Origin of the sequence: Neobacillus jeddahensis (assembly GCF_000612625.1) — a bacterium.
In the GTDB taxonomy this organism is placed as follows: domain Bacteria; phylum Bacillota; class Bacilli; order Bacillales; family Cytobacillaceae; genus Neobacillus; species Neobacillus jeddahensis.
Genome location: NZ_CCAS010000061.1, coordinates 1 through 24,554, shown reverse-complemented (window position 1 = coordinate 24,554; position 24,554 = coordinate 1). Strand labels below are relative to the sequence as shown.

Genomic DNA, 24,554 nt, shown 5'->3' with positions numbered 1-24,554 from the left:
AGGGTATTATTGCTTGGGAAAGCGCAGGAATAGACATTTCTCGAGTGCTTGTGTCGGATGGTGAAGGTATTTTATTGTTCAACTTTGGTTATTTCGTTCATAATGGGCTTAATGAATATAAAAGAGCAACTATCCCGATGAAAGAGGAGAAAATGATTCATGGCTAAACAAGTTATTGTTTATACGACAAATGATTGCATCGAGTGTACGATGGTGAAACAAGTATTGATTCAGGAGGGAATATCCTTTGTGACGAGGAATATCGCGACAAACCCTGAGTATCAAACGGAAGTGGAAAAATACGGCTACCTAGGTGTTCCTGTAACGGTGTTTGGCGATCGAGCCATAAAAGGTTTTACCAATGAGTTAAAGGAGCTTATGGAATTAGCAAAAAGCAACGTTTAGAACTGAAAAAAGTGTAAACATGTTATGCATGTACAAGGCTGTACAATGAGGTTGTCGAAGTGCCCCACAATGGTTAGTGTACATGACTAAACCATTAAACTGGAACAATTTGCTTTACTTCGATTTTAATTAGCGTTATTATGAACGTAATTTAATAAATGATGTATCTACTAGGGGTGCCCTGTAATCAGGCTGAGAGAAAACGCTAAGTTTTTAACCCTTTGGACCTGATCTGGATCATACCAGCGTAGGAAAGTAGTCTAGTGAAATGTTTAATTATTTCTCTTTCTAACTAACCAGGTCCATTTTATGGAGCTGGTTTTTTTATTTAATAAAAGAAGTGGGGAGATTGGATTGGAAAAAAGGAACTTGTCTAAAGTGTTGGAAAAAGTGAGGGAGGAGAAGCCACTCGTACATAATATCACGAATGTGGTCGTTACCAATTTTACGGCAAATGGGCTGATTGCTCTTGGGGCATCGCCGGTAATGGCCTATGCCCCTGAAGAGGTGGCCGATATGGCAAAAATAGCTAGTTCACTAGTTTTGAATATTGGAACGTTAAATTCACAGACAGTTGAGTCGATGATCCTGGCAGGAAAGGCCGCAAACGCTGGTGGCGTACCGGTTGTCTTTGATCCAGTCGGGGCGGGAGCAACGCCGTATCGAACTGAAACAGCGAAAAAAATTCTAAGCGAGCTCTCAATTGCCATTATAAGAGGGAATGCCGCGGAAATCGCCAATGTCGTCGGTGAAAAATGGGAAATTAAAGGTGTCGATGTTGGAGAAACCAAAGGTAATTCCATCGACCTTGCTATCACAGCAGCCAAACAATTGCAAAGTGTCGTGGTGATTACTGGCAAGGAGGATGTTGTCACAGACGGTGAAAACACCTATGTAGTTGCTAATGGACATCCTCTTCTCACCAAGGTGACAGGAACAGGCTGTCTGTTAACATCTGTGATCGGCGCGTTTACTGGAGTAGAGAAAAATCTGCTTCAAGCTTCCGTTGCCGCCTTAGCCTACTATGGGATTGCTGCCGAAATGGCCGCTAAACAAACGGCTGAAAGGGGACCCGGCAGTTTCCAAATCGAGTTCCTCAATCAATTAGCGCTCGTTTCAGCAGAAGATATAAATGAATGGGCTGTTATTAAAAAAAATGGTGGAGGGATGTAGGATGAGAAGAGCATTAACAATAGCAGGTTCTGATAGTGGCGGCGGGGCCGGAATCCAGGCCGACTTAAAGACTTTTCAGGAATTAGAGGTGTTTGGCATGTCGGCCATCACCGCGGTTACCGCGCAAAATACATTAGGCGTTCACGGGGTTTATCCGATGACACCAGAAGCAGTCGCGAAACAAATTGAAGCGATTGGCGAGGATATCGGTGCGGATGCTGTCAAAACAGGCATGCTGTTTAATGCGGAAATCATTGAAGCAGTTGCCGAAAAAATCAGGCGCTATCAATGGGAGAGCTTGGTTGTCGATCCTGTCATGATCGCCAAAGGGGGAGCATCTCTTTTGCAGCAGGAAGCTATTTCTGCGATGAAAACTCATTTATTGCCACTTGCCATGGTTATTACTCCGAATATTCCGGAAGCCGAGGTGTTAACCGGCATGTCGATCATTACCACCGAGGATAAAAAAGAGGCCGCCAAAAGATTAGCGGCATTCGGAGTGAAAAATGTCGTGATTAAAGGCGGACATGATGAAGACCCAGCGTTATCAACTGATTTATTATTTGATGGCCTAGATTACTTTACGTTTACCAATAAGCGAATCGATACAAAAAATACCCATGGAACCGGGTGTACCTTTTCAGCGGCACTTACGGCAGAACTCGCTAAAGGAACCACAATCTACGACTCCGTTGACAAGGCAAAAGCGTTTATTCAGGCGGCAATTGAAGCTGGAATTGAGATTGGCAATGGCCATGGACCTACCAATCACTGGGCTTTTCGAAAAGGAAAAAACGGTAAGGAGATGGCACAGCTATGATCGATTTGCAGAAATCATTAAAGGTTTATTTTATCATGGGCAGTAACAACTGCTTATCCGATCCAGCCGAAGTGCTCACGGATGCGATTGCGGGGGGGATTACTCTGTTCCAATTTAGAGAAAAGGGTCATGGAGCATTAACAGGACCGGAAAAATGGGAACTTGCTCAACAACTTCAACGCATCTGCCGAGCACATCAGATCCCTTTTATTGTTAATGACGATATCGAACTGGCACTTGCCATCGATGCAGATGGCGTTCATATTGGGCAGGACGATGAGCAGGTAAAAACCGTTAGAGCGAGGATTGGCAACAAGATCCTTGGTGTATCTGTCCATTCAGAAGCAGAGGCAATGTCCGCACAAAAGGATGGTGCCGATTATTTTGGAATTGGTCCCATTTATCCGACCAGCACCAAGGCGGATGCAAAGCCGGTTCGCGGGACGACATTGATCGAAACTTTACGAACAAATGGATATACAGTGCCAATCGTCGGAATTGGCGGGATCACAAGTGAAAATGCAGCAAGTGTGATCGAAGCTGGGGCAGATGGAGTTTCTGTTATTACCGCGATCAGCCAGGCGGAATCCCCACAGGAAGCGGCACTGGCATTAAAAAATTCGGTGTGGGTAAGGAGCGTTGGCTGATGAAAAAGACGCATAAATTAACAATGACCGCGATGTTAATTGCGATTGGGACCATTTCTAGTAATCTCGTTTCGATTCCAATCGGGTTTACAAGAGTATTTCCTGTCCAGCATTTCTTGAATGTCTTGTCAGCGGTCTTGTTGGGACCTTATTATGCGGTAGCCCAGGCCCTTTGTGTGTCCCTCATCCGAAACTTAATGGGAACAGGTTCCATTTTTGCCTTCCCTGGCAGTATGGTGGGGGCATTGCTGGCATCGCTGTTATTTTTAAAAACGAGGAAAATTTATCTCGCTTTTCTAGGTGAGGTCATTGGGACGGGCATCCTCGGTGCGCTCTTGTGCTATCCGATTGCCACGCTCATCCTTGGACAGAAAGCCACTCTATTTGGATTTATCCCTTTATTCATCTTTAGCTCATTTGCGGGAGCATTGCTTGGCTTTGTGATTCTCACTATTTTTATAAGGAAAAATGTCGTGATGATGGGTGAAAGTAAAGCCAAAATCATGAAAATAAAATAAACATCGCTAGGGGAAGCCTTTTTGGGGCATACGACGGTGCTCGCATCGAACCCTTTGAACCTGGACTGGATAATCCAAGCAGTGAGAAGTGGATGAATCAAAACTTTATAGCAATATAAAGTGAATCCGTCCATTTCCGTTTTCAAGAAGTGGATTTTTATTTGTGCGCAAGGAGGGAAAAAGAAAATGACAGTAGCTGAAAAAATTTCAAATGAAGTCGAGGCAAGACAAGCGGAATTAATTGAATTGTTGACGAAGCTGGTTTCGTTTCCAACGGTGAGCCCACCCGCCCGGAATACCAATGACGTGCAGGGATTCATAAAAGGATATATGGAAGAGTTGGGATTTATCACTGATATGTGGGATGTATACCCTGGAGATCCCAATGTTGTTGGGGTGTTGGCAGGTGAAGATTCCACTCAATTTAAAAGTTTAATCATCAATGGACATGTCGATGTTGCTGAGGTGGGCGATGATCAAGAATGGAAGGCATCACCATTTTTGGCTAGAATAGAAGATTCTTATCTTTATGGACGTGGTGTAGCTGACATGAAAGGCGGGATTGCTGCAGCACTTGTCGCGATAAAGCTATTAAAAGAAATGGGGATTACCCTCCGTGGCGACCTTCAATTTCAATCCGTAATCGGTGAAGAAGTCGGTGAGGCTGGAACGCTGGCATGCACTGAAAGAGGGTATACAGCTGACTATGCAGTTGTTGTAGATACAAGTGATTTACATATTCAAGGTCAAGGTGGCGTCATCACAGGCTGGATCACGATTCAAAGCAAAGAAACGTATCATGATGGGTTAAGACGAAACATGATTCATGCTGGTGGTGGTGTGAAAGGGGCCAGTGCGATTGAGAAAATGACTAAGATTATCGGTGGACTTCAGGAGCTGGAACGGCACTGGGCTGTGACGAAAAGCTATGATGGATTTCCACCGGGCACCAATACGATTAATCCTGCTGTTATTGAGGGAGGGAGGCATGCCGCTTTTATTGCCGATCGTTGTGCCTTATGGGTAACCGTTCATTTTTACCCGAATGAAGACTATGAAAAAGTCATTAAGGAAATCGAACAGCATATTGGTGCTGTGGCAGCCGCCGATCCATGGCTTAGAGAAAACCCGCCACAATTTGTGTGGGGTGGAAAATCAATGATTGTCGACCGTGGTGAAATTTTTCCCTCATTAGAAATAGATGAAACCCACCCTGGCACAAAAGCTTTATCCCACTCTTTTGAAAAGATGTTATCAGAAAAGCCCACCTTAGGCATGTCGACTACAGTAACAGACGCTGGCTGGCTCGGTCGTGCCGGAATTCCAACCGTCATTTTTGGACCAGGAAAATTAGAAGATGCCCATGCTGTTAATGAGAAGGTCGAAATCCGCCAATTGTTAGATTTTATGAAAGTATTAGCTGTCTTTATCGCGGATTGGTGCAACACAAGGAAGGAAGAGTGAGATGAAATTTTCAGAGAGACTGTTTCAAAACGTAAGTGATATTTGGGGGAGGACACACGAGCATCCATTTGTGGTTGGGCTAGGAAGAGGAGATCTTCCTATTGAATCGTTTATTCGATATATGAAGCAAGACTATGTGTTTTTAATTGACTATGCGAAGCTGTTCGCATTTGGCGCGGTTAAAGCCAGAGACATGGATACGATGGCTGCTTTTGCCAAACTTCTCGACGAGACATTGCATGGAGAAATGGATTTGCACCGAAAGTATGCGGAACGGTTCGGGATAACGAAGCAGGAATTGGAAGAGACAAAGCCGACCCCGATGAACTTGGCCTATACTCGTTATATGCTAAACGTCGCGCAAAATGGTTCACTTGCGGAATTAGTCTCGTCACTATTGCCGTGTATGTGGAGTTATTGGGAGATTAGCAAAATGCTAGCAGAAACCTATCCAAATGCTATCACTCATTCGCTATACGGAGAATGGATCAAAATGTACACTTCAAATGAGTTTGCCTCCTTGGCAATGTGGCTCATTGAATTGTTAGATAATTTGGCTGAAGGGAAACCAGAAAAAGAGTTAGCCATCTTAGAAGACCATTTCCTAACGACCTCTCGATTTGAATATTTGTTTTGGGATATGGTCTACCAGGGGGGCGAGTGGCCTGTCTAATGCGTCGATCTTATCTATTAAAGAACTAGCCTACTCCTTTAATGACGGGAAACCAATTTTTGAATACATGTCACTGAATGTGAATAAAGGAGAATTTGTTTCCATCATCGGCGCGAGTGGGTCTGGAAAAAGTACCCTTTTTAAGTTAGTTACTGGTTTACTCGAGCCTGGACAGGGAGAAATCCTCATGAATGGTCAAAGTCAGCCGAAAAGATTAGGGACAGTTGGGTATATGCCGCAAAAGGACCTGCTTTTACCATGGAGAACGGTGATAGACAATGTATTGCTTCCAGTCGAATTGACGAAGCAAAATAAGCCAAAAAAACGGACGGAAGCACAGGAGTGGCTGACCCGTTTTGGGCTGGCTGAATATGAACAAGCCTTTCCCCATGAACTATCGGGCGGGATGAGGCAGAGAGTGGCCTTTTTACGAACCTTAATGATGGGGAAAGATCTGTTATTGCTAGATGAGCCATTTGGGGCCCTTGATTCATTAACAAAACGAAATATGCATGGATGGTTATTGGGGCTTTGGGGGGAATTGGCCAAGACGGTCTTGTTCATCACTCACGATCTAGAGGAAGCTATTTTGTTAAGCGATAGAATTTATCTCTTGAAAGGTAAAAAGGGGATACAAGAAGTAAAGATAAACCTGCCCAGACCAAGAAATTCAGAACTCATCTATCAACCGGAGTTTATGTCGATGAGAAAAGAACTGGAGTGGTTGATACACCATGAAAACTAGACTGAATAAATGGACGGGAGAGTATGGCCTATTTTTGATTGTTGTCATCCTCCTCGTCAGCCTATGGGAATGGGTGGTGCGTCAAGGTTTCATTCCTGCGTTTATTTTGCCGGCACCGTCGGCAATCTGGAGATCGTTAGTAGAAAACCGTCAGCTGCTATTGGAAGAGCATTTACCGGCAACCCTTAAGGAAGTCCTGATTGGGTTTGTCATCTCGGTAATGGCTGGCTTGCTGATCGGTATCGGGATGCACTTTTCTCGTCCGTTGGAAAAAGTATTGTATCCGTTCCTTGTAATATCGCAAACGATCCCGTTGATCGCGATATCGCCGATTTTTATTATGTGGTTTGGTTATTCCATTTGGAGCAAAATTGCCGTTACCTTTTTAACAGCCTTTTTTCCGATTGTCGTGAGTACCTATGATGGATTGATGTCAGGCGGAAATGAATATCGGGAGTTGCTGCAGACGATGGGAGCCAATCGCTGGGCTATTTTTAAAACAGTGCAGGTACCGTTAGCATTGCCATCGATTTTGTCTGGTTTGAAAATGTCTGTGGTTTATTGTGTGGTTGGCGCAACGATTGGCGAATGGCTCGGTGCTAGTGTTGGGTTAGGCTACTTTAGCCGACGTATGTCCGGGAACTTACAAGCGGATGCCGTATTTGCAGCGATCTTTCTTTTGTCGTTACTGGGGATTGTCCTATTTTTATTGATTAGTTTAGTTGAAAAAAAATTATTGAAACATAGATTTCGCATCTAAGAGAGGGAGAAATAGTCGATGAAGAAAAGTTTTTTAATGATGGTTTGTCTTGTACTGTTACTGCTAAGTGCCTGTGGGAAATCTGATGAGAAAACGGCGGGTACGTCAACTTCAAGTGGGGACCAGAAGCTCGAAAAAGTCAGTTTAATGCTGGACTGGTACCCAAATGCCGTCCATTCCTTTTTGTTTGTTGCAAATGAAAAAGGCTATTTCAAAGAACAGGGCTTGGATGTAGATATTCAAATGCCTGCGGACACGAACGATCCGCTTAGACTGGTCGCTGCTAACAAAATCGACATGGCGCTTAGCTATCAACCACAGGTGCTGGTTGCTAGAGGAGAGGACATTCCGGTTCAATCCTTTGCAGCACTCGTTCGTCATCCATTGAACCAATTAATGGTACCCGCTGATGGGTCGATTCAAACCCCAAAGGATTTAGAAGGAAAAACGATCGGCTACCCGTCAATCCCACTCGATGAAGCGATTGTTAAAACGATGATTAAATCGGACGGCGGGGATGCTGATAAGTTGAAGATGGTAGACGTGGGTTGGGATTTGATTCCTGCTATGGCTACGAAGAAAACGGATGCCTTGATGGGAGGGTATATTAATCACGAGAAATTATTGCTTGAAAAAGAGGGGCATCCGATGCGTACGATTAATCCGGCAGATTATGGTGTTCCTGATTATTATGAATTAGTATTGGTCGGTAGTGAGAAAGGTTTGAAACAAAATAGTGGTTTGTATAAAAAGTTTATCGCGGCGATCACGAAGGGGCAGGCATATGTTGCGGCGCATCCAGAGGAAGGTCTCGCAATTTTAATGAACCATGAAGACAAGACGTCGCCACTAGATAAGGAGATTGAAACAAAAAGCCTAGAAATTCTCCTTCCCTTGATGGACGCAAAAGAAAAACCATTCGGCTACCAAGATCCCGACACATGGGAAAAAGTCGCCAAATGGTTAGAGAGCACCAACATCATCAAACAAAAACTAAAAGCAGAAGATGCATTTATCAATTTTTAACAATATCGATCGTGTAAAGCGTAAAAAAGGTGTCAGGCACCACCCGTGGACACTGTCCACGGATGGTGCCTGACACTCATAGAAATGATCGATAATTGGGTCGGGTGATCATTTGCATGAGGTAGGCGGAGATTTGGGAATTTGCTTTTCTTTTTTTGTTTAGAAAGTTGATGATGGTGCTAGCATTGCGGATGCCGATTCCGTGTCCAAAGTATTGGTCATCGCCAAAATAGATGACATTCTCGGCACGCCAATGCGGTTGCTTTGGATCAAAATCCGGATTGTTGAAATGTAAAACATCCCCTGGTAAATAATCATCTCCATATTTCTGATAGATCGGTAAATCCTCATCAAATTGCCAATCCATTAAGTAGAGCCGTGCAAACAGAAAATCAAACCGCTCGCTGCCAATCGAATAGAGTGTAGCAATATACAAGACGATCGCGCTAGCTGTTGAGCATTCAAACGCATAAAGTTTGCCATTTTTCAGGATGTCTAGAAGCGCTATAGAGGGACTAATTCTAGGTTTAAGCAGGAAGCCGCCATTACTTAACCGGTCCCAATACTGTTTATTGCAAAAGGAAGTCGCAAACGTGGTGAACTTAGCATCACTTTTGTCTAGTTCCCGTGCGGCCTTCATCGTATTTACACGGTATTGAAGCTCGAAATTCAAATATGGCATTGATGGATAATCATAGTTCGTCTGGTATTGAGCCATTTGTTTTACGATGGTCTGTGCCTCTTTGTTGCTAATTACCTTGATGAGTTCGGCTTGTGCCACCATCTGATGATTGATTCTTATCATGTGATCCTCCCCGTATTCGATCTCAACTCCTCCTATTAAAATATGAAGCTTATGATTTAATCATTATCATTTTTAATGGAATCCACTATTCCTTTGAAGGTATATCTCCGTAAACGAAAGGTTGACACCTCAACTATTGCTGTCTAATTGTTACTTTTGCTTTAAATAAACGGAAACCTGTTAAAAAGGCGGAAACTAAACAAATACTTGCGGATCCAATAAAGACAATGTGCATCCCAGCGATAAACAGATCAGGGCGATCGGGTATCAACCCTGTAACATGGTAGCCTGCCTTCGCGCTCATGACCCCAAATAAGGTAGTAGTCGCCACCGCGATTCCGACGACCATTCCGATATTTCGAACTAAGGAATTAATACTTCCCGCAATACCGAGCTGCGACCTAGGGACAGATGACATCACCAATGAATTGTTGGGAGATTGGAAGATACCATTCCCTAAACCTAAGAGGGCCACCAAGATGCCTACGACGATGATAGAACTGCCGTTATGCAAGGTGGCAAGCCCTACTTGGGCAACGACCATCACCAGTAAGCCGACAAAGGTTAATAGTTCTGAGCCAATTTTATCCGATAGGGCCCCACTTAATGGAGCAACAATGGCCATGCTGATCGGAAACAGCATTAATAATAAACCCGCACTAACAGGGGATAAATGCAAAATGTTTTGTGTATAGAATGGTGAAATGATATTAAAACAAAAATTAGCAACAAACGCGAGAAATCCACACAGGATACTTAACGAAAATGAAGCGTTTTTAAACAATGAGAATTGGAGCATCGGATTGGAGATCCGAGACTCAATCCATAAAAAAGCAACAAAAGTGACTACAGCAAGAATAAGGGAGATCACAATCCTGATATCTTCGTACCCCGTTTCTTGGCCGAGTAAAAGTCCTGCAAACAAGGAAATGATAAAGATCGAAAATAACAGACTTCCGAATACATCAGTCTTAGCTTTTACAAATGTAATATCCACTGGCAGCATTCGCCACCCTAATGCTACAGCAATGACTCCAATCGGGATGTTCACCCAAAAGATATACTCCCAGCCGAAAGCGGAAACAAGAAAGCCACCAAGACTAGGTCCAGCAATACTGCCGAGCGAAACAAAGGTTCCGATCAGACCAAGTGCCTTGCCGCGTTCTTTTGGTGGGAAGATTTCCGTTATGATTCCCTGACTGTTAGCCATTGTCATTGAAGCCCCGACAGCCTGAATGATCCGAAATAGGATGAGCAACGGAAGGGAGGAGCTAAATCCACATAACAGGGAGCCAATCAGAAAAATAATCGTGCCTAACTTAAAAATCTTTATTTTTCCAAACGAATCTCCTAATTTACCAAATAATAGGATGAAGGTGCAAATAGCGATTAAGTAACTACTAACGACCCATTGTGTTTTGACAATTGGGAGGTGTAAAGTTTCGGAGATAACAGGTAGGGCAATATTGACAATACTCCCGTCTAACGTTGACATAAAGACAAATAAATTAAGGATAATTAAGATAGACCATCTCTTTCTTTGAATAGCTGGGTTGTCTTGATAGGTTTTGATTGTTGGATTCATTTTTAACACCTCATTAAATTCATATATAGTTGCAAAGGCAACTATTTAACTAGTATTGAGTGTACTCTGAAATGGTTGCATCCGCAACTAATTTGCGGTACATTTCTAGTATTGACATATTTTAAAGAGGGATCCTTATGAAAAGAAAACCGATTGGAAAGTTAATTTCGCAAATCTATCGCCAAAATCAAAAAAATTTAACGAAGGAACTAAAACCATTTCAGATTGGCGGTGGGGGACAGCATAGTTTTTTAATTGAAATTTTAAGGTGCCCGGGGATTAATCAAGATACCTTAACGTCAGAATTAAAATTTGATAAAGCGACCACGGCTCGTGCTGTTAAGCAATTGGAGGAAGCTGGCTATATAATGCGCAGTGTCGATGAGAACGACCGACGTGCCTATCGGCTTTATCCGACACAAAAAGGATTGGATTTTCATCCAACTCTCACCAGTATCCTAGATTCTAGGCATCAACAACTCACCCAACACCTAACAAAACAAGAAATAGATCAGTTATTCACCCTGCTACAAAAATTGCACTAACTACCATTTAGTAAGATTATTTTACAAAAAGAACAATAAACTATCATTTAAGGGTTTGCTTTATTGAAATGTTTCTGTTATAGTAAAGAAGAATTATTTTTGTGAGTCGGAAAGAACGTTAAAGTGATACTGCTTTTTGTCTTGAAGATTTGAGCAAGGATAGTAATACATTGTGTGCAAAGCACACAGCAGGAGGAAACACACATGGAACAAGGTAAAGTAAAATGGTTTAATGCAGAAAAAGGTTTTGGATTCATCGAGCGCGAAGCTGGAGACGACGTATTCGTACACTTCTCAGCAATCCAAGGCGAAGGCTTCAAATCTTTAGACGAAGGTCAAGCAGTTACTTTTGACGTAGAACAAGGTCAACGTGGACCACAAGCTTCTAACGTTCGTAAAGCATAATCTTAACCACATAAATGAAAAAGACTCTCTCGTAGAGTCTTTTTTTTTGCGATGAGAGTTAAAGACATTGTTGATTTACTCACGAAAAGGGAGAGAATTTTGGTAATGAGGAAAAGTAGTAAAATAGACAAATAAAAAACCCTGCTCAAAAAATGAGCAGGGAACATGAATCAATAAAGTAAATGGTAAAACTAGTATAGCATAGATTTCTCCAAACACCAAACATTTTTATAATAGGAATCAATGGTAACCAGACCTAAACTAGGCAGGTATGGAAACGCATGGATAACATTATGATTTTTTCCTATAAATGATATAATCATATTAATATACATAGTGGAAGGAAGTGCTGTAGTGGGAATCCTGCGACCGCAAATAGAACAGTCAAATGTAACGCAATATATTCCGCCAAAAGGAGATTTTGAGACCTTTCAGAATGATGACCATTATAAAGAGAAACTGAAAGAATGGGGATTGTCATCGGCAAAGGAAGCGAAAAGGGAATTTTGGTATAAGGATAGAAATCAACAGCGTCATGTTACCGTCAAAGGGTTTGAGGCCTACGGAACTTCCGGGGAATTTAACACGCTGGTGATTGAATTTCAAGATGGTCATCTCAGCTGCATCCATCCTGCCTACTTAAAAGAGATGCAGCAATCGAGTTTTGGCAAAGAAAGCCTGTTGACGATGGATGACAATACTGGGAAGCACAGTCCTAGTCAAGAAACAGATCGTGATGTGGAGACGAAAGCAACGGAAACGACTACAGAAAAAGTAGTTGCAAAAAAGGAACCTGCTGCCGCGAAACCGCCTAAGGAGCCTAAAGCAAAGAAAGTGAAGGCACCAAAGCTAGAATTACCTGCTGAAAAGGTCCACTTTACGGCTACTGTGAAACAATTTGCCCTTGTCTATAACCCTTTTAATGAAGAAAACGATGAGGTGGTCGTGCTTGACCATGTTCAAATCGTTCAGGATAATCCAATCGAACTTGGGCTAGCTTGGTGCAGCCATAGTAAAACACTGAAAAAATTTGAATTAGCGATTGGAGATTCGCTTGAATTCGACGGTAAAGTCACCGCTAAGAAATTGGGGAAGGGGAAGGATGCCCCAGAAGAATTCATGATCGATGTGCCAGTGCAATATAAAGTGAATAACCCATCTAAAATCGTCAAAAAATAGGATCTCCACTCGGGGTCCTATTTTTTTAAAGAGGAGCTAGACGATCAGGTTTCACGGGCTTTTGCATTTATTTGCGGAATATTTTCTAATGATGGAGTATAATGAAATTTCGGACTTTTATTTTTTCAAGGAGAACCAGTTATGAATCAGACCTTTACCATTAAGGAAAAAACAAAGCAAATTTTTGTGCTGTTAATTCCTATTTTAATCACTCAGCTTGGCATGTTTTCGATGGTGTTTTTTAATACTATCATGTCAGGTAAATACAATAGTTCCGATTTAGCCGGAGTGGCCATCGGTTCATCCATTTGGAGCCCCATCTTCACGGGAATCAGTGGGATTCTTCTCGCCGTCTCACCCATTGCTGCCCAGCGATTTGGTGAGAAAAAGAACGGTGAAGTGTCATCGATCGTCAAACACGGTATTTATTTATCGGTTATGATTGCCTTCGTTGTAATCGTCCTTGGCTACTTTTTATTAGACCCGCTTCTCGATAAAATGAATTTGCCAACAAGGGTCCAAGGCACGGCCTTTGATTATTTAGTCGGACTTAGCTATGGAATCCTACCTCTATTTATTTTCAATGTGCTGCGCTCGTTTATTTATGCATTAGGCAAAACTCGAGTCATCATGGTTATTATGCTTATGTCATTGCCTGTAAATTTTTTCTTGAATTATACGCTCATTTTTGGGGAATTTGGCTTTCCAGAGCTTGGTGGTGCTGGTGCCGGCTATGCCACGTCCATTACTTATTGGGCCATTATGGGGATGACAATATGGATTGTTAAACGACAAGATCCTTTTTCTTTCTATCCTGTTTTTGGCAATTTAAGAGAATTCTCATGGGAAAATTGCAAGGAAATATTAAAAATTGGCGTACCAATGGGGTTATCTACTTTTTTTGAAACCAGTATGTTTGCCGTGGTTACCATTCTGCTCAGTAAATTTAGTGTGACAACGATTGCTGCTTATCAATCTGCCTTAAACATCGTCTCGTTTCTTTATATGATCCCGATTAGCATTTCTACGGCCCTGACAGTCCTGGTCGGCTATGAGGTCGGGTCAAGGCGTTACAAAGATGCAAAGCAGTACAGCTGGCTTGGGGTGGTGCTCGCCATTTTGATTGCCATTGGCACGGGATTAATGGTCGTGGCATTCCGCTACCAAATTGCCGGCCTTTATTCAAATGAGAGTGCGGTTATTAACTTAACGGCAAACTTTTTAATCTTTGCTCTCTTTTTCCAAATATCAGACGCCATTCAGGCAACTGCTCAGTCTGCGTTAAGGGGATATAAGGATGTCAATATCGCGTTTATCATGACACTGATTGCCTATTGGCTGATTTGCCTGCCAGTTGGCTTCCTGCTATCACACTTTACAGGGCTAGGGGCAAGAGGTTATTGGATTGGTTTAACCGTTGGTTTACTTGCAGCTGGAATTGCCTTATCGATCCGGCTCCTCTACATCCAACAAAAAAGATTCACCATTAGTAAGGAGTAAGTCAAATCACTAGCCTGCCATTCGATCCGTAATTCTATCAAAATACTAAAATAATGACGCCATTCTCAGAAGAATGGCGTCGCTGATTGTTAATATATTTTTTTTAAGCCGAACCATTTGGAAAAAACACTTTGGTGTTTATCCGTAATGATGAGTTCATCCATAATTAGTTTTTCACGATTGATGTGAATCCAATTTTGTAGTTCTTGCTTATCTTTACAAAGAGTATAATATGTTTCCCCACCTTTTCCAAGCGCGTTGACAACATATCGACAAGTGCTCCCCATAATGCCCACCTTTAAAATTAATAATGTTTCCTATATGGATTATAGCAGTCTTATAAAAATAGTCCACCATTATTTTTCTACAAAATTTTTACATTGGATTCATGCTAAAATATAATCAAGGTGTTCAGATGGATAAGTCTTGAATACAGTGTTATGGAAACTTTTTCTATTCGTTTGGAATAAATATTTTATCACCCGTATCTTTTCACGCTTTATAAAACGTTTATAGGGTAGAGAGTGCAAAAGGAGTGAAACCATGTCACACAAATTTAGTCAGAATCCAGCGGAATGCCCATTAACTGAAAAAATGGCGGAGGATCCATTTTGGAGCGAATATTATCCGAAACTTCAACGGTACTGCCGCTTTCTAGCGCAAAATACTTGGGATGGAGACGATCTAGCCCAAGAAACCTATCTTAAGGCCTTAAAATATTCACGTCAGCAACAAAAGATGACAACCGCCTTATTAAATAAGATTGCTTACAATCATTGGGTGGATACGCTGCGGAAACGAAGAAAAGAAACATTTGCTGTAGACGCCGATTTTTTCAACCAAGTATATCAACATAAACTTGATGAAATTAAAGAGACTGTCGAATTTTTACTGAGGAATTTTACGCCCAAGCAAGCGACAATCCTTTTGCTAAAAGAAGCGTTTCAATATCATTTGAACGAAATAGCAGACTTATTCAATTCAACTGAAATGGCGATCAAGGCTAATTTGCACCGTGCTCGAAAACGTCTTGAGAAAGAAGAGGGTCAATCCTCCTCGGTTGATTCCTTTTGGGATGAGGAAGACAGAACGCTTCTTTCTGATGTTTTTTATGAGGCATTGAGAGATCAGGACCCACGAGTCGTGATTGAATCGATATCGATGATCACAATAAAGCAGAAAGAGCCTATGCTCATTTCAGACAGGGTTCGTTCCATTCCATTCCACTCTCCTTCAGGCACTCTCTGTATGGCTGCTTAGCCAAAAATGCTTTAAGGAGGATGTATATGAGCACGATTCCATATGTAATTGAACAATCTAACCGTGGTGAACGTTCCTACGATATTTATTCACGTCTCTTGAAGGATAGAATTATTATCATTGGGGAAGAAATAAATGAACATACTGCCAATAGTGTCGTGGCGCAATTATTATTTTTAGCTGCTGATGCCCCTGATAAAGAAATATCTCTCTATATCAATAGCCCAGGAGGCATGACCTCGGCGGGTTTTGCGATCTATGATACGATGCAATACATTAAGCCTGATATCCGGACGATTTGCACTGGGATGGCAGCATCCTTTGGCGCGATGTTGCTGCTAGCGGGAACAAAAGGAAAGCGTGTTGCTCTACCGAATAGCGAAATCATGATCCATCAACCACTAGGGGGAGTAAAAGGGCAAGCAACGGAAATCGAAATTTCTGCCCGAAGGATCCTAAAGCTAAAAGAGCATTTGAATCAAATCATTGCCGAGCGAACCGGTCAGCCCATTGAAAAAGTGGCAAAAGATACGGAACGGGATTATTTTATGTCTGCAGAGGAAGCTAAGGAATACGGGATTATCGATGAAATTCTCTATCCCATATGAGCACGCACCAGCGTTACCAGTTGTTGAAGTTTCATTTCGAAGAAGTCTTCACTTTTAGCGCTAGTGGATTTATAATATAAAAATAAGAGCATATAGGTGATGGAGTTCACCTTTAACCGCCGATGGCTAATGACTCCTGCTAGTTTCTTATACTGGCAGGAGTCTTTTTATTTTTGAATCTTGGAGGCGTGGTAGGACAATGGTGTATATTTTTGTTGGTATAGCCGGTTTTTTTGGCGCCATTTTAAGGTATTCGATTGGGTTAGCGTTATTTGATGAAAGCAAATTATTTCCTTTTGCTACGTTGATGATCAATTTGCTTGGTAGTTTTTTGCTAGCCTTTCTGACAACTGTAGTATTTAAACGTTTTTTGATTCCAGCCCCACTGAAGACGGCGATTGGCACGGGTTTTGTTGGTTCCTTTACGACCTTTTCCACTTTAAGTGTGGAATCAGTTAAGTTATTTCAAAGCCATCATCTACTTTTAGGGTTTGTTTATGTGTTGGTTAGTTTGCTGGGAGGATTAGGGATGAGTCGGTTGGGATTTCGTGTTAGAAAAGAGGAAGAAACAGGATGAGTTTATTTCAGGTCATACTAGTGGGGATAGGCGGGTTCTTTGGCGCTATCGCCCGTTTCTCTGGTAGTCAAGTCATTAATAAGAGAATCACTTCCAGTATTCCCATCGCCACGCTGAGTATTAATCTATTAGGTTCCTTCCTGTTAGGGCTCTTGTTTGGAATGGGGATCAATAAATCAGCATTATTATTACTGGGGACAGGCTTTATGGGAGCATTTACGACGTTCTCAACGTTTAAATTAGAGGGAATTCAACTTCATATCAGTCAACAGAAGAAGGCGTTCCTCATGTACACAACGATTAGTTATGGGGGAGGCATTTTACTCGCCTTTTTAGGACTTGAAATTGGCCGCTTTCTTTAAAAAATTTAACAAGGGCACTTCGAAGCCAGTAGCCATTGGTTCTGGCTTTTAGGTTGTCGAAAAACTTTCGACAACCTAATTTCGTATAGGATGTTATATATTTCTAGTTTTATTGTTTGATAAAATGTTCATACATATAGTGGGCACTGAATTAGTCTCTTAAATTTTGGCTGTATTGAATTTGGAGGATGATTTCCGCTCCAGGCACTTCGCTTTCCGCGGGCGGCACGGGGAGCTTCCTCGGCGCAAGCGCCTGTGGGATCTCCCCAGCTCCGTCTTCCCGCAGGAGTCTTCGTGCCTTCCGCTCCAATCAATCTAATCCCACAGCACAGCCAAAATTTATAAATGTATCATTCCTTATTCAAGGATTAAAAATCTTCTCGAAAAAAACGGATATTTAGTGTTATTCAATCAAAATATAGTTGGGGCTATTGCACATTAAAGATTACATCCAACTACTCGTTTATTCGCTAAGTGGAAATTTACATAGGATAGAGAACATAATTTTTTTCTCGTTTGTCTTGACAAACAGGAATTAGTTTATTAAACAACAACCCTTTAAATTTATCATGCGCATGTATCAGATGAAAAGATATGCCAGAATTGTCCTTTTCTTTCACATTGTACGTGATCTAAAAATAAGGTTAAAGTCTTAACCCTTTTCGTTTGGCACGGTCATAAATAAAGAATTAGAAAGAGTCACTTATTTAGGAAAAATGCTTTATACATATAGAAAAAGATTTGAGACAAGCTGCACGGACTTCGGTATTGTCGGTTATGCGGAATAAAATTGTAAGTGAACAAGACTATGTCAAGTTGATTGGAGTGGAAGGCGCTCGACTCCTGCGGGAGTACGGTACAGGTGAGATCCCACAGGCGCAAAGCGCCGAGGAAGCTCACCGGAACGCCCGCGGAAAGCGAGCGCCTGGAGCGGAGATCAACTTCCACTGACACACTTAAACAGCTATAAAATTATAGAGTTAAAAAAATCTCGCTCAGAAAAAAATACCTTTCTCGACATGCAAAAAAGCCAGTAGCCAGTGTTACTGGCTTTTTTGCATGAAGTGGACCTCAACTATGCTTCAGTGTCTTTTTCGTTTTTCTAGTTCCAACTTTAAAAAATAGTTTTAGCAGTGGTGGAACGGCAAAATAAATAAAAAAAAGACGGAATAATTGATAGCCGGTAACCATCGATAAATCGGCGTGAACCTCATGGGCAAGGATGGCCATTTGGTCCATGCCCCCGGGGGCCAAGCTTAATAGACTAGTAGCTGGAGTGATGTGGTAAAAATGGACAAGCAATAATCCTAAACCAACCGAGCCGATGACCATGAACAAGCCACTTAAAAGGGCGAGGCTAATAATCCGGGCTTTGTGCTCAAGTTTTTCCGGCTTCAATAATAAGCCAATATAGCCGCCAATCATAAATTGGGAAATGTCCAAAATAGTAGGTGACAGCGCAGGACCCTTCAGTCCGGAAATACAAGCGATCGCGGTTCCAAGAATTGGACCTAATAAATAGGGAGTCGGAAATTTAAGTTTCATGGCAAGAAAGGCACAGGCGACACAAATGACCACAAATAAACCAATGATTGGAAAAAGTGGCCCCGAAAAGGAGCTTGCCTTCTCCACTAAATCTAATGTGGTATGTGGAGTGCCTACGTTAAATAGGGGACCCAATGCCAAAAACGGAACAAAGAAAATGATGATCATCAACCGGGCTACTTGAAGGAAGGTCACCGTGGTAATGTCGATCCCCTTCATTTCTTCTGCAAAAATAATCATCTGCGAAAGCCCGCCAGGAATGCTTCCCGTCAGGACGGTTGGATAGTCAACTCCGGTAAGTTTGGAAACAATAAAGGCGATTCCAGCACAAAAACAAACGAGTAAAACAGTCATAATCAGCATGGATGGCAGCTTGGCTGTTATTTGGATCAGTGCCTCTTTTGTGAAGGATAATCCAATCGAGTACCCAACAATAATTAGGCCGGTATCGCGAATCGAGACTGGCCAAAAAAAGGGTAGCTTACTAAAGCGCGCGCCAATTAACACTGCTGCCATGGGCCCAAGTAACCATGGAATAGGCGTATGTAGTGCAGTGAAGATCAAACCTCCAATGAAAGCCGTCATCATGGTTACCAAAAAACGGAAAACCTTATGGTTGTAAACCTTTGGAGAAATAATCAAAGTAAAAACCTTCTGTCCATAAATAGATTTTTTTGTTAGGAACCTTGATCACAGTGTGTTCAGAATCCAACATATCCACTAGTTTACCATGTGCCGATGTGAAAATTGAAGTGATTCGTTCAATGGGGAACTTCGCCCCACATAAAAAGAGAAAGCAAATAGCTTTCTCTTGTGAAACCGTTCAAGAGCGATTTAATCGTTAATCGTCACTGCTTTCTACATGATCTTCTTCATGGACAGATTCCTCTGCATTAAACCCGAATGGTCCTCTTTGGAACTGTTCTACGCGGAAGATGGCTACAATCACATCGATGCGTACGGCTACCAGCCTGGGACGGATTCTCCCGCGGCTTTCTAATACAAGAACATCTTTTCCTACTTCCAGAAGCCGTCCGGTAAAGGTCCCTTGCACAGTAACAATCTCAACTTCCTTTTTTAAAAGCTCATGGGCAATTTGATGGAAAAATAATTCACCACTCATTTGTATCTCCTCCTTCACATTTACAGTAAATGCAAAAAATAAAAAAGGGGCCCCCTTATTTAATAAATTTTTTGGGGGGTTAGCGAATTTCTGCAATTAAATGTAACAAGGCTTAAGAAATAAAAAGTGACCTTATAGAATTTTTAAAATTTTATATTTTTTTATTTACATAAAACCCATTGGTATGGTAGGATTAATTTCATCAAATACTAATTTCTTATCTAGAGTGGCTTAGGGACTGGCCCGATGAAGCCCGGCAACCTGCAAAGCAAGGTGCCAATTCCAGCAAAATGATGATCATTTTGGGAGATAAGGTGTTCACTAAACTTGTAGTAAACGCCTTTCCTAATGGAGAGGTGTTTTTTATGAAGCCACACATGATGATTTTTTCGAAAGGGGGCGAATCAAACTGAACACTGATGAGAAAAAAGAACTCATTGCCCATATAGAGCGGATGATGGAGTCGTTAAAATATGGCTCAATCACATTAGTGGTCCAGGAGGGCAAGATAGTGCAAATTGAGAAGAATGAAAAGGTTCGTCTTCAACCAAATAAAAATCGCTGACTAGAAAAACTAGAGGCGGTCTTCACTTGCTCAGAGTGGAAGACTGTCTTTTTTGTTGGAAAAAAAGGAGGATTGTACACGTGAACGGTACAGTAACGTATGAAAATTGGCAACAACGATCAGGTGAATTCCCTATTGAAAATGAAACAAAGGGGGCCCATGCCGTCTTAGAGTGGGCATACAGTTCTTATTCTGAGGCCGAAATTGTCTATGCTTCTAGTTTCGGAGCGGAAGCGATTGTCCTCATTGACCTTATTCATCAGGTAAAGCCAGATGCCCATATTGTTTTTCTAGACACAGGCTTACACTTCCCGGAAACGTACGAGGTCATTGATAAGATCGAAGCACGTTTCCCTACACTTAGAATTGAACGAAAATTGCCAAAGCTCACCCTGGATGAACAGGCAGCTGAATATGGATCAGCCTTATGGAAACGTGATTCCAATCAGTGCTGTAATATCCGCAAAGTGATTCCTTTAAGGGAGACGTTGACGGCAAAACGAGCCTGGATCTCAGGACTGCGCAGAGAGCAGTCACCGACAAGGGCTAACACTGAATTCGTAAATAAAGATGATAAATTCGAAAATATAAAAATCTGTCCTTTGATTCACTGGACATGGGATGAAGTTTGGGACTATATCAAGAAAAAGAACCTTCCGTACAACACACTTCATGACCATCAATACCCAAGTATTGGCTGTTTTCCATGTACCCAGCCGGCAGGGACTGATGGTGATTCCCGTGCGGGCCGCTGGGTCGGCAGTGGTAAAACGGAGTGTGGCCTGCACACCCGTTAAGGTTTTACTTTCATTGAGAGGGGTTTTCTTTATCCCCGTTGAATGTAGGATGGACCAAACGGGCATACGGGCAGTTTCACCCAACCATCGCCTTCAAGCTTCATTTTTGAAAAAACTTAATGGGTTTACTGGCCGTCAATGCGGGATAAGGAGGTAATTTCTTTTGCTTACAATAATTGCGATAACAATAGGATTATTTTTTGCGATAAATATTGGTGCCAGTGGTGCAGCTGCTTCGATGGGAATCGCCTATGGAGCGGGAGTGGTGAAAAGACGACTGGCGCTACTCCTGTGTGCGATCGCTGTTTTCTTAGGGGCATGGCTTGGCGGCGGTGAGGTCGTGAAAACGATTGGCAGCGGAATTGTCCCAAATAGCACGTTTACAGTTGAAATTGCCTTAATCGTATTAACGTCAGCAGCGTTATCCTTGTTTTTGGCCAACATCTTTGGTATTCCACTGTCGACAAGTGAAGTGGCTGTAGGTTCTGTTATTGGTGCCGGGGTTGTATACCAATCCGTTTTTATCGGCAAACTTGTTTGGATTATGCTTTTTTGGTTATTGACGCCGTTTGCCGCTTTCGTTATCGCGATTCTGGCTTCCTACGTGTTAAAAAATAAAACGCTAAAAAAATGGTTGGAAATCCCGAAGGCCGTTCCATTTCTATCCGCTCTAGTTGTTTTAATGGGCTTATTTGAAGCCTTTTCAGCGGGAATGAATAATGTTGCTAATGCGGTTGGACCGCTTGTTGGGGCAAATATCCTATCAACTGGCAATGGAATTTTCTGGGGTGGATTATTTGTAGCGGCTGGGGCGTTATTACTGGGCCAACGCGTGCTTGAAACAAACGGAAAAAAAATCACGACTCTAAGGCTGGAAGAGGGCTGCATTATCTCCGGAACGGGGGCAACCATTGTAACGGTCGCATCCATGTTAGGTATCCCAGTTCCGCTCACACAAATCACGACCTCCTCTATTATCGGAATGGGCTTTGCCAAGCATGGCAAGTCCGTTTTAAAAAAGGATATTGTCGTGCAATTACTGACTGTTTGGATTGTTTCACCAGTGTTATCCATGGTGCTATCATACACACTGATTCAATTGATCATCGAACATAGTTTTTATCCGATCATCGCCATGGCGGGGGGACTAATCTCCGTATTTGGGGTGATGTCGTTAATGAAGAGATCGAAGACTGCTTTGCCGGCAAAGCAAGAGATTATCAAGGATTAAATTTACTAGACTGTGAGTAATGAAGTTTTTTCAAATAAAGGTGCATAACAGAAAGCCCGTACAACAGGAACAGCGACCCATGCGCCCGTATATACTCAATAGAAGACAAATTTTATTTTATGAAAAGAAGGGACCTGATTTAACATGTCATTTTTACCAAAACCTCATGGAGGAAAACTTATTCAAGCGTTTAATCCCTATTATGACTTCTCTCACATCAACAAGGAACTTGAAATAGATGCCATCGCCTTGAGTGATCTAGAGTTAATCGGAGTAGGACTGTTTAGTCCTTTGACTGGATTTCTCGGCAAAGCCGATTACGAATCAGTAGTCACAAATATGCGTTTAGCAGACAATACAATCTGGTCGATTCCAGTAACGTTACCTGTTTCTTATGATACAGCGGCATCACTTCAAGTAGGCGAAGAAATCAAACTGGTTTTTCAACAAGAGGTTTATGGAGTGATTAAAGTTTCGGAATGGTATGAACCGGATTTAGATAAAGAGGCCATTGAAGTCTACAAGACAGCTGAGCTTGCCCATCCTGGTGTCAAACGCCTTTATGAAAGAGGACCGGTCTATGTTGGCGGACAAGTCACTTTAGTGAAGAAACCGGAAAAAGGCGTATTTTCCGATGTTTGGCTCGAACCTAAAGAAACGCGTGCTTTATTTGAGGAAAAGGGCTGGAAAACGGTTGTGGGCTTCCAAACTAGAAATCCGATTCATCGGGCTCATGAATATATCCAAAAAGCAGCATTGGAAACGGTCGATGGTTTATTCGTTAACCCGCTGATTGGGGAAACAAAATCGGATGACATTCCAGCAGACGTTCGCTTAAAGAGCTACCGTGTTTTACTTGAAAATTACTATCCTGCCGAGCGAGTCCAACTGGGCGTTTATCCTGCGGCGATGCGCTATGCGGGGCCTAGAGAAGCAATTTTCCATGCCATCGCTCGTAAAAACTTTGGCTGCACCCATTTTATTGTTGGCCGCGATCATGCCGGGGTAGGCAATTACTATGGAACCTACGATGCGCAGCATATTTTCAGCGAATTTGCTGAAGGGGAACTTGGTATTAAACCATTGTTCTTTGAACATAGCTTCTATTGCACTAAATGCGAAGGAATGGCTTCAGATAAAACTTGCCCACATAGTAATGAAGACAGGGTAATCCTTTCCGGAACAAAGGTCAGGGAATTGCTGCGTGCGGGTACGCTGCCTCCATCAACATTCAGTCGTAAAGAGGTTGTCGAAGTATTAATTGAAGGCATGAAAGAAAGCGCGACGGTATAAGGAGGAGTACAAATGTCAAAAGCAACGAATATCACCTGGCATACATCTACAGTCACTAAAACGGATCGTCATGCGCAAAATGGTCATGGGAGCAGTGTCCTCTGGTTTACAGGTCTGTCTGGCTCAGGAAAATCGACGATTGCCAATGCTGTCTCGAATGAATTGTTCCGCCAAGGAATTAATGAATATGTCCTTGATGGTGATAATATCCGTCACGGCCTGAACCGTGACCTTGGCTTTTCTGATTATGACCGGACAGAAAATATTCGAAGAATTGGGGAAGTGGCAAAATTATTTGTCGATAGCGGTTCTGTTGTGACGACTGCATTTATTTCTCCATTCCGTTCCGATCGCGAACAGGTGCGGGCTCTTTTTGAACAAGATGAGTTTATTGAGGTATATGTCCAGTGTCCGATTGAAGAATGTGAACGCCGTGATCCAAAGCAGCTTTATGTGAAGGCTCGCCGTGGTGAAATTAAAGATTTTACCGGGATTGATTCACCTTACGAAGCACCTGAGCGTCCAGAAATTACGATTCGTTCCGATTTGTTGACCGTGCAAGAGGCTGTGAAACAAATTTTTCGCTATCTGCAGGAAAAGAACATTATCTAGCTAGGGAAGGATGAAAAGCCATGGTTGGCAAGGTTTATTTGGTAGGTGCGGGTCCTGGAGATCCAGATTTAATTACCGTTAAAGGATTGCGATGCCTGCAACAAGCCGATGTCATCCTCTATGATCGGCTTGTAAATCCTGAACTTTTGCAACAGGCAAAGTCTGGCGCTCAATTGGTCTACTGTGGCAAACTTCCACAGTACCATACAATGAAACAGGAAACGATAAATCACTTTTTGGTGAAATACGCTAAAAAAGGGTATCAGGTTGTTCGTCTAAAGGGAGGAGATCCCTTTGTGTTTGGGCGCGGTGGTGAAGAGGCAGAGGAATG

Annotated in this window: 29 protein-coding genes and 3 riboswitches; of the genes, 24 read left to right on the top strand and 5 right to left on the bottom strand. The window is 42.3% G+C overall.

What is annotated here, in order from left to right:
• Positions 1-159 precede the first annotated feature (159 nt).
• From TY15_RS19270 to TY15_RS19225, 10 genes are all read left to right on the top strand, one after another.
• Positions 160-405, top strand: a complete 246-nt coding sequence (locus TY15_RS19270; RefSeq protein ID WP_040209321.1) for a glutaredoxin family protein — start codon at positions 160-162, stop codon at positions 403-405.
• Positions 406-567: 162 nt separating this feature from the next.
• Positions 568-676: riboswitch (TPP riboswitch) on the top strand.
• Positions 677-759: 83 nt separating this feature from the next.
• On the top strand, positions 760-1,578 hold the full coding sequence (gene thiM / locus TY15_RS19265) for a hydroxyethylthiazole kinase (protein ID WP_040209320.1): 819 nt from the start codon (positions 760-762) through the stop codon (positions 1,576-1,578).
• Between the two features lies 1 nt (position 1,579).
• Positions 1,580-2,398, top strand: coding sequence for a bifunctional hydroxymethylpyrimidine kinase/phosphomethylpyrimidine kinase (gene thiD, locus TY15_RS19260; protein ID WP_081799469.1), 819 nt, complete (start codon positions 1,580-1,582; stop codon positions 2,396-2,398).
• Positions 2,395-3,045, top strand: a complete 651-nt coding sequence (thiE, locus tag TY15_RS19255; protein ID WP_040209318.1) for a thiamine phosphate synthase — start codon at positions 2,395-2,397, stop codon at positions 3,043-3,045. Before thiD ends, thiE begins: the two co-directional genes overlap by 4 nt.
• Positions 3,045-3,563, top strand: a complete 519-nt coding sequence (gene thiW, locus TY15_RS19250; protein ID WP_040209317.1) for an energy coupling factor transporter S component ThiW — start codon at positions 3,045-3,047, stop codon at positions 3,561-3,563. The genes thiE and thiW overlap by 1 nt, the downstream gene beginning before the upstream one ends.
• A 186-nt stretch (positions 3,564-3,749) precedes the next feature.
• Complete coding sequence (locus TY15_RS19245; protein ID WP_040209316.1) at positions 3,750-5,027, top strand: acetylornithine deacetylase; 1,278 nt, start codon at positions 3,750-3,752, stop codon at positions 5,025-5,027.
• Position 5,028: 1 nt separating this feature from the next.
• The gene (tenA, locus tag TY15_RS19240; RefSeq protein ID WP_040209315.1) at positions 5,029-5,700 is read left to right on the top strand and encodes a thiaminase II; all 672 of its coding nucleotides are present in this window, start codon (positions 5,029-5,031) and stop codon (positions 5,698-5,700) included.
• A 67-nt stretch (positions 5,701-5,767) separates the two neighbouring features.
• A complete protein-coding gene (locus TY15_RS19235; RefSeq protein WP_306454206.1) occupies positions 5,768-6,445 on the top strand; it encodes an ABC transporter ATP-binding protein in 678 nt (225 codons plus the stop codon).
• Positions 6,435-7,205, top strand: a complete 771-nt coding sequence (locus tag TY15_RS19230) for an ABC transporter permease (RefSeq protein ID WP_040209314.1) — start codon at positions 6,435-6,437, stop codon at positions 7,203-7,205. The genes TY15_RS19235 and TY15_RS19230 overlap by 11 nt, the downstream gene beginning before the upstream one ends.
• A gap of 18 nt (positions 7,206-7,223) precedes the next feature.
• A complete protein-coding gene (locus tag TY15_RS19225) occupies positions 7,224-8,231 on the top strand; it encodes an ABC transporter substrate-binding protein (RefSeq protein ID WP_040209312.1) in 1,008 nt (335 codons plus the stop codon).
• A gap of 76 nt (positions 8,232-8,307) precedes the next feature.
• Here the strand turns inward: TY15_RS19225 and TY15_RS19220 are convergent, their stop codons facing one another.
• Both TY15_RS19220 and TY15_RS19215 read right to left on the bottom strand, forming a co-directional pair.
• Positions 8,308-9,036, bottom strand: a complete 729-nt coding sequence (locus tag TY15_RS19220; RefSeq protein ID WP_040209311.1) for a protein-glutamine gamma-glutamyltransferase — start codon at positions 9,034-9,036, stop codon at positions 8,308-8,310.
• Between the two features lie 133 nt (positions 9,037-9,169).
• Complete coding sequence (locus TY15_RS19215; protein WP_040209310.1) at positions 9,170-10,621, bottom strand: MFS transporter; 1,452 nt, start codon at positions 10,619-10,621, stop codon at positions 9,170-9,172.
• Between the two features lie 137 nt (positions 10,622-10,758).
• Between TY15_RS19215 and TY15_RS19210 the strand changes: the two genes are divergently transcribed.
• The 4 genes from TY15_RS19210 (at position 10,759) to TY15_RS19195 (ending at position 14,250) form a co-directional block, all read left to right on the top strand.
• Entirely contained in the window at positions 10,759-11,166 is a 408-nt protein-coding gene (locus TY15_RS19210) for a MarR family winged helix-turn-helix transcriptional regulator (protein WP_040209309.1), read from the top strand.
• 204 nt (positions 11,167-11,370) lie between these two features.
• The gene (locus TY15_RS19205) at positions 11,371-11,571 is read left to right on the top strand and encodes a cold-shock protein (RefSeq protein WP_024027764.1); all 201 of its coding nucleotides are present in this window, start codon (positions 11,371-11,373) and stop codon (positions 11,569-11,571) included.
• Positions 11,572-11,925: 354 nt separating this feature from the next.
• Positions 11,926-12,750 (top strand): hypothetical protein, encoded by an 825-nt coding sequence (locus TY15_RS19200; RefSeq protein WP_040209308.1) that lies wholly within the window; start codon positions 11,926-11,928, stop codon positions 12,748-12,750.
• 141 nt (positions 12,751-12,891) lie between these two features.
• Positions 12,892-14,250, top strand: a complete 1,359-nt coding sequence (locus TY15_RS19195) for an MATE family efflux transporter (RefSeq protein WP_040209307.1) — start codon at positions 12,892-12,894, stop codon at positions 14,248-14,250.
• Between the two features lie 89 nt (positions 14,251-14,339).
• Here TY15_RS19195 and TY15_RS19190 read toward each other — a convergent pair whose 3' ends face one another.
• On the bottom strand, positions 14,340-14,537 hold the full coding sequence (locus tag TY15_RS19190) for a hypothetical protein (protein WP_040209306.1): 198 nt from the start codon (positions 14,535-14,537) through the stop codon (positions 14,340-14,342).
• A 256-nt stretch (positions 14,538-14,793) separates the two neighbouring features.
• On the opposite strand from TY15_RS19190, the gene TY15_RS19185 reads away from it, so the two are divergent.
• The 4 genes from TY15_RS19185 to crcB all read left to right on the top strand — a co-directional run bounded on the left by TY15_RS19185 (position 14,794) and on the right by crcB (position 17,057).
• The gene (locus TY15_RS19185) at positions 14,794-15,510 is read left to right on the top strand and encodes a sigma-70 family RNA polymerase sigma factor (protein ID WP_040209305.1); all 717 of its coding nucleotides are present in this window, start codon (positions 14,794-14,796) and stop codon (positions 15,508-15,510) included.
• A gap of 26 nt (positions 15,511-15,536) precedes the next feature.
• Positions 15,537-16,118, top strand: a complete 582-nt coding sequence (clpP, locus tag TY15_RS19180) for an ATP-dependent Clp endopeptidase proteolytic subunit ClpP (protein ID WP_040209304.1) — start codon at positions 15,537-15,539, stop codon at positions 16,116-16,118.
• An 86-nt stretch (positions 16,119-16,204) separates the two neighbouring features.
• Positions 16,205-16,264: riboswitch (Fluoride riboswitch) on the top strand.
• Positions 16,265-16,317: 53 nt separating this feature from the next.
• On the top strand, positions 16,318-16,695 hold the full coding sequence (locus TY15_RS19175) for a fluoride efflux transporter FluC (protein WP_040209303.1): 378 nt from the start codon (positions 16,318-16,320) through the stop codon (positions 16,693-16,695).
• On the top strand, positions 16,692-17,057 hold the full coding sequence (gene crcB, locus TY15_RS19170) for a fluoride efflux transporter CrcB (RefSeq protein ID WP_040209302.1): 366 nt from the start codon (positions 16,692-16,694) through the stop codon (positions 17,055-17,057). The genes TY15_RS19175 and crcB overlap by 4 nt, the downstream gene beginning before the upstream one ends.
• A 1,071-nt stretch (positions 17,058-18,128) precedes the next feature.
• On the opposite strand, the gene TY15_RS19160 is transcribed toward crcB, so the two are convergent.
• Together TY15_RS19160 and TY15_RS19155 are read right to left on the bottom strand one after the other, a co-directional pair.
• On the bottom strand, positions 18,129-19,244 hold the full coding sequence (locus tag TY15_RS19160) for an AbrB family transcriptional regulator (protein ID WP_244440965.1): 1,116 nt from the start codon (positions 19,242-19,244) through the stop codon (positions 18,129-18,131).
• 199 nt (positions 19,245-19,443) lie between these two features.
• The gene (locus TY15_RS19155; RefSeq protein WP_040209297.1) at positions 19,444-19,725 is read right to left on the bottom strand and encodes a hypothetical protein; all 282 of its coding nucleotides are present in this window, start codon (positions 19,723-19,725) and stop codon (positions 19,444-19,446) included.
• A 214-nt stretch (positions 19,726-19,939) separates the two neighbouring features.
• Positions 19,940-20,041, top strand: a riboswitch (SAM riboswitch).
• Positions 20,042-20,179: 138 nt separating this feature from the next.
• On the opposite strand from TY15_RS19155, the gene TY15_RS23800 reads away from it, so the two are divergent.
• The 6 genes from TY15_RS23800 to TY15_RS19130 all read left to right on the top strand — a co-directional run.
• The gene (locus TY15_RS23800) at positions 20,180-20,290 is read left to right on the top strand and encodes a YezD family protein (protein WP_244440964.1); all 111 of its coding nucleotides are present in this window, start codon (positions 20,180-20,182) and stop codon (positions 20,288-20,290) included.
• A gap of 80 nt (positions 20,291-20,370) precedes the next feature.
• A complete protein-coding gene (locus tag TY15_RS19150) occupies positions 20,371-21,087 on the top strand; it encodes a phosphoadenylyl-sulfate reductase (protein ID WP_040209295.1) in 717 nt (238 codons plus the stop codon).
• A 163-nt stretch (positions 21,088-21,250) separates the two neighbouring features.
• Entirely contained in the window at positions 21,251-22,318 is a 1,068-nt protein-coding gene (locus TY15_RS19145; protein WP_040209293.1) for an inorganic phosphate transporter, read from the top strand.
• 144 nt (positions 22,319-22,462) lie between these two features.
• Entirely contained in the window at positions 22,463-23,611 is a 1,149-nt protein-coding gene (gene sat, locus TY15_RS19140) for a sulfate adenylyltransferase (protein ID WP_040209292.1), read from the top strand.
• Positions 23,612-23,623: 12 nt separating this feature from the next.
• Complete coding sequence (cysC, locus tag TY15_RS19135; protein ID WP_040209290.1) at positions 23,624-24,223, top strand: adenylyl-sulfate kinase; 600 nt, start codon at positions 23,624-23,626, stop codon at positions 24,221-24,223.
• A 20-nt stretch (positions 24,224-24,243) separates the two neighbouring features.
• Positions 24,244-24,554 (top strand): SAM-dependent methyltransferase (locus tag TY15_RS19130; protein ID WP_042375184.1); only part of this gene is annotated, 311 nt, incomplete at its 3' end.

Excerpts from the sequence above, each read along its gene's own strand:
- crcB (WP_040209302.1), top strand. The coding sequence starts at position 16,692 with ATGAGTTTATTTCAGGTCATACTAGTGGGGATAGGCGGGTTCTTTGGC.
- TY15_RS19270 (WP_040209321.1), top strand. The coding sequence starts at position 160 with ATGGCTAAACAAGTTATTGTTTATACGACAAATGATTGCATCGAGTGT.
- TY15_RS19185 (WP_040209305.1), top strand. The coding sequence starts at position 14,794 with ATGTCACACAAATTTAGTCAGAATCCAGCGGAATGCCCATTAACTGAA.
- TY15_RS19220 (WP_040209311.1), bottom strand. The coding sequence starts at position 9,036 with ATGATAAGAATCAATCATCAGATGGTGGCACAAGCCGAACTCATCAAG.
- TY15_RS19215 (WP_040209310.1), bottom strand. The coding sequence starts at position 10,621 with ATGAATCCAACAATCAAAACCTATCAAGACAACCCAGCTATTCAAAGA.
- thiD (WP_081799469.1), top strand. The coding sequence starts at position 1,580 with ATGAGAAGAGCATTAACAATAGCAGGTTCTGATAGTGGCGGCGGGGCC.
- TY15_RS19190 (WP_040209306.1), bottom strand. The coding sequence starts at position 14,537 with ATGGGGAGCACTTGTCGATATGTTGTCAACGCGCTTGGAAAAGGTGGG.
- TY15_RS19205 (WP_024027764.1), top strand. The coding sequence starts at position 11,371 with ATGGAACAAGGTAAAGTAAAATGGTTTAATGCAGAAAAAGGTTTTGGA.
- TY15_RS19225 (WP_040209312.1), top strand. The coding sequence starts at position 7,224 with ATGAAGAAAAGTTTTTTAATGATGGTTTGTCTTGTACTGTTACTGCTA.
- TY15_RS19210 (WP_040209309.1), top strand. The coding sequence starts at position 10,759 with ATGAAAAGAAAACCGATTGGAAAGTTAATTTCGCAAATCTATCGCCAA.
- clpP (WP_040209304.1), top strand. The coding sequence starts at position 15,537 with ATGAGCACGATTCCATATGTAATTGAACAATCTAACCGTGGTGAACGT.
- tenA (WP_040209315.1), top strand. The coding sequence starts at position 5,029 with ATGAAATTTTCAGAGAGACTGTTTCAAAACGTAAGTGATATTTGGGGG.
- thiE (WP_040209318.1), top strand. The coding sequence starts at position 2,395 with ATGATCGATTTGCAGAAATCATTAAAGGTTTATTTTATCATGGGCAGT.
- TY15_RS19235 (WP_306454206.1), top strand. The coding sequence starts at position 5,768 with ATGTCACTGAATGTGAATAAAGGAGAATTTGTTTCCATCATCGGCGCG.
- TY15_RS19230 (WP_040209314.1), top strand. The coding sequence starts at position 6,435 with ATGAAAACTAGACTGAATAAATGGACGGGAGAGTATGGCCTATTTTTG.
- TY15_RS23800 (WP_244440964.1), top strand. The coding sequence starts at position 20,180 with ATGATGGAGTCGTTAAAATATGGCTCAATCACATTAGTGGTCCAGGAG.
- sat (WP_040209292.1), top strand. The coding sequence starts at position 22,463 with ATGTCATTTTTACCAAAACCTCATGGAGGAAAACTTATTCAAGCGTTT.
- TY15_RS19195 (WP_040209307.1), top strand. The coding sequence starts at position 12,892 with ATGAATCAGACCTTTACCATTAAGGAAAAAACAAAGCAAATTTTTGTG.
- TY15_RS19245 (WP_040209316.1), top strand. The coding sequence starts at position 3,750 with ATGACAGTAGCTGAAAAAATTTCAAATGAAGTCGAGGCAAGACAAGCG.
- cysC (WP_040209290.1), top strand. The coding sequence starts at position 23,624 with ATGTCAAAAGCAACGAATATCACCTGGCATACATCTACAGTCACTAAA.
- TY15_RS19155 (WP_040209297.1), bottom strand. The coding sequence starts at position 19,725 with ATGAGTGGTGAATTATTTTTCCATCAAATTGCCCATGAGCTTTTAAAA.
- TY15_RS19175 (WP_040209303.1), top strand. The coding sequence starts at position 16,318 with ATGGTGTATATTTTTGTTGGTATAGCCGGTTTTTTTGGCGCCATTTTA.
- thiW (WP_040209317.1), top strand. The coding sequence starts at position 3,045 with ATGAAAAAGACGCATAAATTAACAATGACCGCGATGTTAATTGCGATT.